We start from the raw sequence: 11453 nt of genomic DNA, 5'->3' as shown, positions 1-11453 counted from the left end.
AATCCGATTCCACAAGCGCCTGTTACGGGCCGAACCCAGCTTCCGCCTGATGGCCAAGCTGTGGCGGATAAGCTGGCTTTATGTTCTGCTGATCTGTGCACTAGCCGGTGTTGGCTACGTTACCCTCTACTCTGCCGCAGGCGGTGTGCCTTACCCATTTGCAGCCCCGCAGGCCGCACGTTTTGCCGTGGGCCTTGTGCTGATGGTGACCATTGCCATGCTGCCCCCCCGCCTGCTTATGCGGGCATCATGGGGAATGTATGCGCTCTCGCTCGTGCTGCTGGCGGCGGTCCTGCACATGGGCCATGTTGGCAAAGGGGCCGAACGCTGGCTCATGATCGGGGGGCTTCAGGTTCAGCCGTCCGAATTTGCCAAGATCGCCCTGGTGGCGGTGCTGGCCACATGGTTTTCGCGCATGGATTATGCCCGTATGGGCAACCCGCTCTGGCTTATTCCGCCTGCCTTTATGGTGCTGGTACCAGTTGGGCTGGTGCTCAAGGAACCCAATCTGGGCACGGCGGTCATTATCGGGGGTATTGGCGCATCCCTGTTTTTTACGGCAGGCATGCGGCTCTGGCAGATTATTCTGCTTGTTCTGCCACTGCCCTCCCTTGTGCAGTTTGCCTACGGGCACCTGCATGATTACCAGAAGGCACGCATTACCACCTTCCTCCACCCTGAAAATGACCCGCTTGGAGCAGGCTACAACATTATCCAGTCCAAGATTGCCCTTGGGTCCGGGGGCATGTGGGGGCAGGGTTACCTGCACGGCTCGCAGGGGCAGCTGAACTTTCTGCCCGAAAAGCAGACAGACTTCATTTTCACCATGATTGCCGAAGAATGGGGCTTTATCGGTGCGGCCACCGTCATTGCCCTGCTGGTGCTGCTGATTATGGGCGGCATGATCATGGCCATACGCTGCCGCAACCGTTTTGGCCGGCTGATTGCGCTTGGCATCAGCATGAACTTTTTCTTTTACTGTCTGGTCAACCTCTCCATGGTCATGGGGGCAATTCCGGTTGGGGGGGTGCCTCTGCCGCTGGTTTCCTACGGTGGATCGGCCATGCTGAATGTTATGCTGGGGTTTGGGCTTCTGCTTTCAACATGGGTCCATCGGGACACACGGCTGGACGAAAGCAACGGCCGCACAGCCTGACACCCGCAATAAAGCTTGTGTTTTTGGTTTGATCTGCTCTTGACTTGGTAGGGTTGCACTTTTAGCTTGCACGTTAAAGGTAACACTTAGTACTGTTTTTTCACCTTCATTTGTCCACTCTGTTTTCTCCACAAAGCGGCCTGCGGCTCAAGCTCCCATCAGGGCAGGAAATGGCTTATTTCCCGGCTCCTGCACTGCCTGACCAAGCCTGAAATGTGCGGAAAACCTTTCAACACACAGGGCCACACCAAAGTGACAACACACACTTTTTCTCTTCGTCCGGTCCTGCTCTGCACGGTTGCCCTGCTTGCGCTGGAAGGCTGTAAACGCCAGCAGAACGCACCGCAGGTGCCACCGCAGGCGGTGGGCGTTGTAACCATGCAACCCCAGCCCGTAAGTGTGCATACCAGCCTGCCCGGCCGTACAGATGCGTTTGAAATTGCTCAGGTCCGCCCTCAGGTCACAGGCGTTGTGCTCAAACGCCTGTTTATTGAAGGCTCGGACGTTGTCGCTGGCCAGCAGCTCTACCAGATTGACCCCGCCCGCTACAAAGCCGTGTACGACACCGCCCGTGGCCAACTGGCCCAGGCCATGGCGCTGGATGGCACAGCCAAGGCCAAGGTCCGCCGCTACAAGAAGCTGGTACGTGAGCACGCCGTAAGCCAGCAGGATTATGATGACGCCGTAGCCGCAGAAAAGCAGGCGCAGGGCCAGATACAGAGCGCTCAGGGGCAGGTGGAAAGTGCTCAGGTCAACCTTGGTTACACCAAGATGTATGCCCCGATCTCCGGGCGTATCGGCCGCACACTGATTACGGTGGGCGCGCTTGTTACCGCCGAGCAGACCTCCAACACAGCCATTATCACCCGGCTGGACCCCATTTATGTGGACGTTAACCTGCCCGCCATTACCCTTTTGCGCCTCAAGCGTGAACTGGCGGAAGGTCGTATCAAACGTCAGGCCAATGGCGAGGTCCCCGTGGTTCTGACACTCGAAGACGGCTCACCTTACGAGTTCAAGGGCCACATGGCGCTGGCCGAAGTGAACGTGGATACAACAACCTCCACCGTTATCGTGCGTGCGATCATGCCCAACCCGCAAAAACTGCTGCTGCCGGGCATGTATGTCCACGCCCAGCTTGACGAGGGGATTGACCCCAATGCCCTGCTGGTCCCCCAGGAAGCCGTCAGCCGCAACACCCACGGCGACCCACAGGTATGGATTGTGCAGCCCGACAACACCGTGGCCCTGCGCCAGATCCAGATCGGCATGGCCATAGGCACCAACTGGCTGGTGACAGACGGACTCAAGGCCGGTGAGCGCGTGGTGGTCAGCGGTACGCAAAAAATAACCCCCGGAGCCAAGGTCTCGGTGCAGGAAAGCAAGCCCAAGACCGACACCGCACCCGGTGCTGCGGCACAGCCTGCACAAAAAGGGCAGTAAATCCATGTCGCTTTCGCGGTTCTTTATCAACCGACCCATTTTTGCGTGGGTGATCAGCCTGATCATCATGCTGTTTGGCGGCCTGTCCATCCTGCGGCTGCCTGTTGCCCAGTACCCCAGCATTGCCCCGCCCCAGATCGCCATTACCGTAACCTACCCCGGCGCCTCCGCCGATACGGTGAACGATACGGTCGTGCGCCCCATCCTCCAGCAGATGTTCGGGCTGGATCATCTGGAATACATCTCTGCCCAGTCCTACGCTTCGGGGCAGATGGAAATTGACCTCACCTTTGAGCAGGGCACCAACCCCGACATTGCTCAGGTGCAGGTGCAGAACAAGCTCCAGCTTGCCCAGCCCAAACTGCCACAGGAAGTGACCGCCCAGGGGCTGAGCATTACCAAGGCCGTCAAGAACTTCATGCTGGTGCTGGCCTTTATTTCCACCAACAATTCCATGACCGGCTCGGACATTGCCGATTATGTGGCCTCCAACATTTCTGACCCGCTCAGCCGCGTAACCGGCGTTGGTGACCACACGCTCTTCGGGGCCGAATATGCCATGCGCATCTGGCTGGACCCCAACAAGCTGTTCAACTACGGCCTGACCGTGCGGGATGTTGAAACCGCTATCCAGACCCAGAACATTCAGGTTTCATCGGGTGAGCTCGGTGGCCTGCCTGCCCGCAAGGACATCCGTCTGGATGCCACGATCATTGGCCCGACCCGCCTGACATCGGCTGGCGAGTTTGAGAAAATCCTGCTCCGGGTCCAGCCCGATGGCTCGCAGGTCCGCATCAAGGATGTAGCGCGGGTGGAACTGGGTCCGCAGACCTACAACACATCCTCTTACTACAACAATCACCCGGCATCGGGCATGGCGCTCAAGCTCGCCCCCGGCGCCAACCAGATTTCGACCGAAGCGGCAGTCCGCGCCAAGATTGACGAACTGGAAAAGTTCTTCCCGCCGGGCCTGAAAACCGTTTACCCGCTGGATACGGAACCCTTCATCACCCTCTCCATTGAGGAAGTGATCATCACCCTGCTTGAAGCCATCGGACTGGTCTTTCTGGTCATGCTGGTGTTTTTGCAGAACTTCCGCGCAACGCTTATCCCCACCATTGCCGTGCCGGTTGTGCTGCTGGGCACTTTTGGCCTGCTCAACATCTTTGGTTTTTCCATCAACACGCTCACCATGCTGGCCATGGTGCTGGCCGTAGGCCTGCTGGTGGATGACGCCATTGTGGTGGTGGAAAACGTGGAACGCGTGATGTCGGAGAAGAAACTCTCCCCCATCGAAGCGGCCCGCGTTTCCATGGACGAAATTTCAGGCGCGCTGATCGGCATTGTGCTGGTGCTGACCGCCGTGTTCTTGCCCATGGCGGCCTTTTCCGGCTCGGTCGGGGTTATTTACCGGCAGTTCTCCATTACCATTGTCTCTGCCATGTGGTTGTCCGTGCTGGTGGCCATGGTGCTTACGCCCGCTTTGTGCGCCACCATGCTCAAACCCGGCACGCACGTTAAAACAACCGGCCCTGCCGGCTGGTTCAACCGCAACTTTGAGCGCCTGACCAATGGTTACCTCAAGGGGGTACGCAAGCTTATTTCCTCCACCGCGCTGTCCATTACCTGTTTCCTGCTGATCAGCGCGCTGGCGGGCTATCTGTTTACCCGCCTGCCCAGCGGCTTTTTGCCGGACGAGGATCAAGGGCTTATTTTCGGGCAGGTTACACTGCCCCCCAATACACCCATGGAGCAGACCACACAGCTCAACCGCGAGATTACGGATTATATTCTGAAGTCGGAGAGCGGACTTGTAGAATCCGTTTACGCCATCAGCGGGTTTAACTTTGCCGGGCAGGGCCAGAACTCGGGTGCATTCTTTATCCGCCTGACAGACTGGAAAAACCGCCCTCTTGCAAGCCAGACATCAGCCGCCATCGCAAAGCGGATCATGATGCATTACTGGTTTGACCCGCGCGCCCAGATCTTTGCCATCAACCCGCCTGCCGTGCTCGAACTGGGCAACGCCACAGGGTTTGACCTTGAACTGGAAGACCGTGGGCACCTTGGCCACCAAAAGCTGCTGGCAGCGCGTAACATGGTGCTCGGCCTTGCCAGCAAGGACCACCGCCTGCTTGCGGTGCGCCCCAACGGTATGGAAGACGCATCACAGTATCATCTGGACATTGACCGCGAAAAGGCCAACGCGCTGGGCATTACGATTGATGACATCAACACAACAATCGAAGGGGCGCTGGGGTCGATCTATGTTAACCAGTTCACCCGCAATGACCGCGTAAAACAGGTTTATATTCAAGGCGACATGGATTCTCGCATGCTGCCGCAGGACCTGAACAAATGGTACATCCGCACCAACACCAACACACTGGCCCCGCTGGATACCTTTATTCGCGGATACTGGCTGACCGGCCCGCAAAAGGTTGAGGATTACAACGGCTTTAACGCCTTTGAAATTCTGGGCCAGCCCGCAGCCGGTTACAGTTCGGGTGATTCCCTTGATGCTATCAAGGATATTCTGAAAAAACTGCCGGAAGGCATAGGCTACGAATGGACCGGCCTCTCGTTTGAGGAAATTTCCTCCGGCTCCTCCACCGGACCGCTCTATGCACTCGCCAGTCTGGTTATTCTTTTGTGCCTTGCCGCACTTTACGAAAGCTGGGCCATTCCGTTTGCGGTCATGCTGGTTATTCCTCTGGGTATTCTTGGCTCCATTGCCGCCACCTTGTGGCGGGACATGAACAACGACGTATATTTTCAGGTCGGGCTGCTGACCACCGTTGGGCTGGCTGTTAAAAACGCCATTCTTATTGTGGAGTTTGCCAAAGCAGCCTTTGAGCGTGGGGAATCTCTGGAGGACGCAGTTATTACCGCATCGCGCGAACGCCTGCGCCCCATTCTCATGACCTCCATCGCTTTTGTTGTGGGTGTGTTCCCACTTGCCCTTGCTGCCGGGGCTGGCTCCGCATCCCGCGAGGCCATTGGTACCGCAGTGGTTGGGGGCATGGCCACTGCAACACTTCTGGCCGTTTACTTTGTGCCGGTCTTTTTTGTTCTGGTGTTGCGTGTGTTTAAGGTCAAACGCATCAGCGAACGTAAACAGGCCACCACCCCCGTCCAGACCGCAACAGGGAACGAATAAGATATGGCTCCTCAGTCCTTTTTCCGTCGCTCCCTGCGGCTCCGTGCGGTTGTCATGGCCGTTGCAACAACACAGGCACTCTCCGCGTGTACCATGATCCCCAAATACACGCGGCCCACGCCTCCGCTGGCCACAACATGGCCAGACTATGCCCAGACCGGGGATAAGCTGTTACCCAAAGTGGCAGCCGATATTGGCTGGCGCGAGTTCTTTGTAGACCCGCGCCTGCAAGCCCTGATCACCATTGCCCTGCGTGAAAACCGGGACCTGCGCACATCTGCCTCCAATATCGCCACGGCACAGGGCGAATATGACGTGCAGCACGCGGGCCTGTTCCCCACCATTTCCGCCACGGGCGGGCCTATGTATCAGGCACCATCCGATGCGGCAGGGCTTAGCTTTGCACCAGGGCTGGATACCGACAAAACAGGCGGCGGCATGGCCCGCAACCCGTTCCGCTACTATTCCGGCGGGATTGGTTTTTCCTCCTACGAGATTGACCTGTTCGGGCGTATCCGCTCCCTGACCAAGGAAGCCGCCGAACGTGCCCTGTCCCAGCAGGAAAACATGCGCGGCATGGTTATCAGCGTCGTCTCGCAGGTGGCCATGGCCTATATTACATGGCTGGGCGACCGGGACACGCAAGCACTGGCGGCAAGCACGCTCGCCAGCCAGCAGAACAGCCTGAAGCTGACACAGGACAAATACGCCCACGGTGAAGAAAACCTGCTGACCGTGCGGCAGCTGGAAACACAGGTGCAGCAAAGTGCGACCCTGCTCACCGATGCCCGCCGCAAAGTGGAGCAGGACGAAAACCTGATAACCCTGCTGATTGGCGCGCCCATTCCGCAAAACCTGCCAGCCCCCCTGCCTTTGGGCAAACAGTCCATTCTGGCGGACCTGCCCGCTGGCCTGCCATCGGACCTGCTGACCCGCAGACCCGATATTACAGCGGCAGAACATGACCTTCTGGCCTCTCAGGCCAGTATTGGGGCAGCACGCGCCGCGTTCTTCCCCCGTCTGACGCTCACAGCAACGGATGGTGTTTCCAGCTTGCAGTTCCACAAGCTGTTTACGGCGGCGGCCACCACATGGGGTCTGAACCCCAGCCTCCAGATTCCCCTTTGGACATGGGGCATGAACAGCGGCAACCTCAAGGTAGCCAAGGCAACCCGTAACGGCAAAATTGCCGCTTACGAAAAAACGGTGCAAAGCGCATTCCGCGAAGTGGCCGATGCCCTTGCCGCCCGCAAAGCCTACCTGGACGAAAAAAAGCAGATGGATAGTCTGGTTTCGGCCTCGGGCGATGCCTACCGTCTGGCAAAACTGCGTTATGAAACCGGGACAGATTCCTACCTGACCACACTGGATTCACAGCGCTACTACCTACAGGCCCAACAGTCCCAGATTACGGTTGCTGTTGCAAAATACCAGAACCTTGTCACCATTTACCGCGCAATGGGCGGCGGCTGGCAGGCAACCTCCACTCCCCCCAGCACAGCACAACAACCTGCTGCGCAGTCTGGCACCCCAAAAGCAGGGTAAGCCAGACCACACCCGATCCAATAAAAAAGGCCGCTCAAGAGCGGCCTTTTTTACAAACTCTACCTTGCCCGCATTTAGTGCTTGGCAGGTGCCTGCCCCAGCCGGAGCACCCAGAGCTGGGCAATGTCATAGGCACCATTATCCCCGGCAACGCTCTTGAGGGTCTGTATGGCTTCAGCCTTGTTGCCTGCCTGCATCTGGGCAAGGCCAAGGTGCAAGCGGGCAATATTGGGGTCTGTTACCCCTTTGGTTATGGCCTGCTGCATCAGTGCCAACCCTTTGGCGGCCTGCCCGAACGTGACGTAATTATACCCCACATTCAGCAGTTCATTGCCCGATGTCTGGGCAAGGGCGGCTTTTTCATCCGCTTCGATGGATTCCTTTTTGGCAGCAACAGTTTTTTCCACCATTGCCTTCAGGCGTGCCTGCCGGGGCGCTTCCGCACCTTGGCCCAGAACACCCTGCTGGTATCCCTGATTCATCAGGTCCAGCGCAAGCTGGGGCATATGGCCCTGCATGGCAATTTCGGTCATTTCCATAAAATCACGGGGGGTGGAAATATCTCCTACCGCCAGACGAATACGGTACACATCCAGCTGCAGGGAAGCTGGGATTTTTGTATTCACGACCAGTTCGTGCAGCAGCAGCGCCCAGTATTCCTTTTTGGGGTAATAGGTTGCCAGCAGAACATAGGCGTGTGTCGCTGTCGTGGAATCCTTAAGCGCCGTGGCACTTGCCGCAAGCATCTGCAACTGCGATTCCACGGGCTTCTGCCCGGCCTTGACCGTTCTGGACACAATTGGCGTTAGAACACTAAGTGTATTGGCATAGTCTTTTTGCAGATAATAAGACTGTGCCAGCAATGTTTCCATTGCCGGGTTGGGCCCCGCTTCCTTGAGGTAACGCTGGATAGCCGCAGCAGCCCTGGGGTAATCCTTGGCGTTATACGCCATGCTCCCTTCGGACATCAGCATCTGGTTTTTCAGGTTACGCGGTGTACGGGGGGAGGCGATCAGTTTTTCATACGCGGCGGTTGCCTGAGCCACATTACCCGCCTGCGAAGCCACAGCAGCCCGCATCTGCGCAATAGTGTAGTCCTCATATGCGCTTTTACCCGCGACCGCATCTGCCTCGTTCACAGCATCCATGGCCTTGGCGTAGTTATGCGCAGCAAGAGCGCTCTGGGCCTGCTGCAATGCCACGCCAACGGGCTGGCTTAGTGTATCCGCCGCCTGCACGGCCGGAATGGCAAAAGAGACAACAGCCGCGGAACACAACAGGCTCCGCACAAAACGCATGGTCATGATCTTCTTCACTCCCTTACTGATCGACGAACTGTTCCTGCCCGACGATGCCCATCTGGGTGACCCCGAGCCTCTGGGCGTCGGCCATGACATGGACGACAGTCTTGTAATCAGCCAGCCGGTTGGGCTGGATATGGAACTCGGGCTTGGGCTGGGCGGAGGCAATCTCGCGCAGGTGGGCCTGCAGTTCGTCCTCGCTGTTAACCGGCTGCCCGTTCCAGGTAATCGTATTATCAAAATCCACCACAAGGGTCACAACCGGAACCTCCTCCGTCGAAGGCGGCGGGTTGCCCTGCGGCAGATCAATCGCAACAGATTGGGTCTGCAACGGGATGGTGATGATCAGCATGATCAGCAGAACCAGCATCACGTCAATCAATGGCGTGGTGTTGATGTCTACAATGCCTTCGTCTTCCGTTGTGCTATCCGACCCGACATTCATGCCCATGATCAGTTACTCTCTTCACTCCTGCCCCCACGCGTGCCGCGCGGGGGACGGGGGCCGCAGCCCGCCGTTGTCAGTTGGTCTTCGGCTTCTCGGTAATGAAGTCGATATGATAGATGCCAGCCTGCTGGCATGCCGCCACCATCCTGCCAACCGTCTCATACCGCGCCTTCATGTCCCCACGGATCTGGATCTGCGGCTGCGGTTTGACCACCGCCACCTTTTCCAGATGCTCCAGCAGGTCAGCCTGGTCCTTCAGCGGGGTTTCATCCCAGAAGGCCTTGCCATCCGCCGTAACCGCCAGCACCACGTTGCTCATCTTGGTCTGGGTGGGCTGGTTCATGTCGCGCGGCAGGTTGACCTTGACCGTATGGGTGGCCACCGGAATGGTGATCAGGAAGATGATCAGCAGAACCAGCATCACATCCACCAGAGGGGTCGTGTTGATGGCGGAGACGACTTCGTCGTCCCCTCCTCCGTTGCCAACCTGCATTCCCATGGTTCAGCCCACCCGGTTGGAGGTTGTGACCGTGGTCGGGGAGTTATCGGCGTTGACCCGCACGCTCTCCGCGGCTGCACCGTGGCGCACGCCACCGATCAGGATGGACTGCAGGTCATCGGCAAAGTCGCGCACCTGGTCCATGGCCCCCTTGTTGCGGCGCACCAGCAGGTTGTAACCCAGCACCGCAGGCACAGCCGTTGCCAGACCAATGGCGGTCATGATCAGGGATTCACCCACAGGACCGGCAACCTTGTCGATGGATGCCTGACCGGCAATGCCAATGGCGGTCAGCGCGTGGTAGATACCCCAGACCGTGCCGAACAGCCCGATGAACGGGGATGTGGACCCCACGGTGCCCAGGAAGGCCAGCCCCTTCTGCAGGCTGTTCTGGATGTTGTTGACCGCACGCTGGATGGACATGGAGGTCCAGCTATGCAGGTCAATGGCTTCCTGCATCGTGCCTTCATGGTGTTCGGCTGCCGTAATGCCGGTATCGGCAATATAGCGGAACGGGGAGGAGGTGGAGAGTGCGGAAGCCCCTTCCTGAATGCTGTGCTTGGTCCAGAAGTTTTTGGTGGCATCCTTGCCAGCAGCAAACAGACGCCCCTGTTCGATGAACTTGGTGATCATGATGAACCATGTGCCAAGCGACATGACGAGCATGATCAGCAGCACACCACGGGCGATAATATCACCGTTCGACCACAGGGCGGACAGGCCGTAGGGGTTGGCGTCATCCTTGGCGTCCGGCGCAGGAGCTTCTGCTGCGGCAGCGGCGGCCGGGGTCGGGGCTGTTGTGCCATCGGTGGGTGTGGGGGTTGTTGCGGCATCCGGGGCGGCGGGTGTAGCCGGGCCGGGGGCAGGAGCTGCAGCGCCATCTGCCGGAGCCGGAGCAGCCGGAGCCGCAGGAGCGGTAGCCGCCGGGGCTGCCGGTGCGGGGGCTGCGGCATCCTGCGCAAAGGCGGCAATGGGGGCTGCCGTGCTCATCAGCAGCGCAAGAGCCGGAGCGGCAAGACCTGACACAAAAGAACGGGGCAGTCTGCTCATTTTACTCAAGATCCTCATCCAAAGGCCCGGTCCTGTTCCCCTGCCGGAGCGGACCGGGCGGGTCCGTGTTGCTGTGTTATCCAGGGGTCCGGCACAAGGCCGAACCGTTAGTCTGTGTCAGTCATCCAGCCGGAAGCGGATGACATATGTCTTGTTCACTTCCCGCACGGGCACACCATTGCGGCTTGCGGGCCGGTAGCGGGCCTTGCTCACGTAATCCAGCGCGGACTGCGCAAATGCCTGACCGCCGGTTACGGACTGCACGCGGCAGTTGCTGGTCATGCCCGTGATTTCCACATCACACACAATGGTTACGCGGCCTTCAATGTTGTCTTCCTCCATTTCTGGCGGATAGACGGGGCGCACATTGTTCAGCGGCGATGTTCCGGCCGTTGTATCGGGCGAATCATTGGGCGGTGTATCCGCGGGCGGGGCCTTTGCGGTCTGGGTTGGCGGAGCCACAGGCTGCTTGGGCGGTGTGCGGGCCACGTGCCTCATAGGTGGCTTGGGGGGAGGCGGCACCTCGATCTTTGGCGGCGGAATGAACGGCGGCGGAGGCACCGTCATGACCGGCGGGGGTGGTGGAGGCGGCGGCGGAGGCGGCGGAGGGGGTGGCGGCGGCAGAACGCGCGTCTGAATGGGCGGTCTGGCCGGCGGGGGCGGGCTGTCACCATTCCCCATCCCGTAGATCAGTCCCCATATGCCCAGCACATGCATGATCAGCACAAGCAGGAACGCAATCACACCAACAGCAGCACTTGCCCGAAAGGCATACTTTGCCGAACCTGGCTGCTGCTCAGGGTTACTCATTCTGGCCCTCCCTCTTCAAGCCGCCAAACAAAACATCTCTG

General features: G+C 58.8%; 9 protein-coding genes. 4 read left to right on the top strand and 5 right to left on the bottom strand.

What is annotated here, in order from left to right; all coding sequences use genetic code 11:
* Position 1: 1 nt before the first annotated feature.
* The 4 genes from rodA to LKE65_RS04035 all read left to right on the top strand — a co-directional run bounded on the left by rodA (position 2) and on the right by LKE65_RS04035 (position 7304).
* Positions 2 to 1156 carry a rod shape-determining protein RodA gene (rodA, locus tag LKE65_RS04050; RefSeq protein ID WP_086646976.1) on the top strand — a complete coding sequence of 385 codons (1155 nt, stop codon included), beginning with the start codon at positions 2 to 4 and terminating at the stop codon, positions 1154 to 1156.
* A 252-nt stretch (positions 1157 to 1408) separates the two neighbouring features.
* On the top strand, positions 1409 to 2599 hold the full coding sequence (locus tag LKE65_RS04045) for an efflux RND transporter periplasmic adaptor subunit (RefSeq protein WP_278740535.1): 1191 nt from the start codon (positions 1409 to 1411) through the stop codon (positions 2597 to 2599).
* Between the two features lie 4 nt (positions 2600 to 2603).
* Complete coding sequence (locus tag LKE65_RS04040; protein WP_278740533.1) at positions 2604 to 5759, top strand: efflux RND transporter permease subunit; 3156 nt, start codon at positions 2604 to 2606, stop codon at positions 5757 to 5759.
* Positions 5760 to 5813: 54 nt separating this feature from the next.
* The gene (locus tag LKE65_RS04035; protein WP_244896458.1) at positions 5814 to 7304 is read left to right on the top strand and encodes an efflux transporter outer membrane subunit; all 1491 of its coding nucleotides are present in this window, start codon (positions 5814 to 5816) and stop codon (positions 7302 to 7304) included.
* A gap of 74 nt (positions 7305 to 7378) precedes the next feature.
* Here LKE65_RS04035 and LKE65_RS04030 read toward each other — a convergent pair whose 3' ends face one another.
* The 5 genes from LKE65_RS04030 to LKE65_RS04010 all read right to left on the bottom strand — a co-directional run bounded on the left by LKE65_RS04030 (position 7379) and on the right by LKE65_RS04010 (position 11412).
* Positions 7379 to 8608 carry a tetratricopeptide repeat protein gene (locus tag LKE65_RS04030; protein WP_278740532.1) on the bottom strand — a complete coding sequence of 410 codons (1230 nt, stop codon included), beginning with the start codon at positions 8606 to 8608 and terminating at the stop codon, positions 7379 to 7381.
* Positions 8609 to 8624: 16 nt separating this feature from the next.
* Entirely contained in the window at positions 8625 to 9056 is a 432-nt protein-coding gene (locus tag LKE65_RS04025) for an ExbD/TolR family protein (RefSeq protein WP_086646979.1), read from the bottom strand.
* A gap of 70 nt (positions 9057 to 9126) precedes the next feature.
* A complete protein-coding gene (locus LKE65_RS04020; RefSeq protein WP_086646980.1) occupies positions 9127 to 9552 on the bottom strand; it encodes an ExbD/TolR family protein in 426 nt (141 codons plus the stop codon).
* 3 nt (positions 9553 to 9555) lie between these two features.
* Entirely contained in the window at positions 9556 to 10602 is a 1047-nt protein-coding gene (locus tag LKE65_RS04015; RefSeq protein WP_253531547.1) for a MotA/TolQ/ExbB proton channel family protein, read from the bottom strand.
* A gap of 117 nt (positions 10603 to 10719) precedes the next feature.
* Positions 10720 to 11412, bottom strand: a complete 693-nt coding sequence (locus LKE65_RS04010; protein WP_098123135.1) for an energy transducer TonB — start codon at positions 11410 to 11412, stop codon at positions 10720 to 10722.
* Positions 11413 to 11453 lie beyond the last annotated feature (41 nt).

The organism is Acetobacter fabarum, from assembly GCF_022483405.1.
GTDB classification, from domain to species: Bacteria; Pseudomonadota; Alphaproteobacteria; order Acetobacterales; family Acetobacteraceae; genus Acetobacter; species Acetobacter fabarum.
Note: the sequence above shows the minus strand (reverse complement) of the source record. Positions and strands in the feature narration are given on the sequence as shown.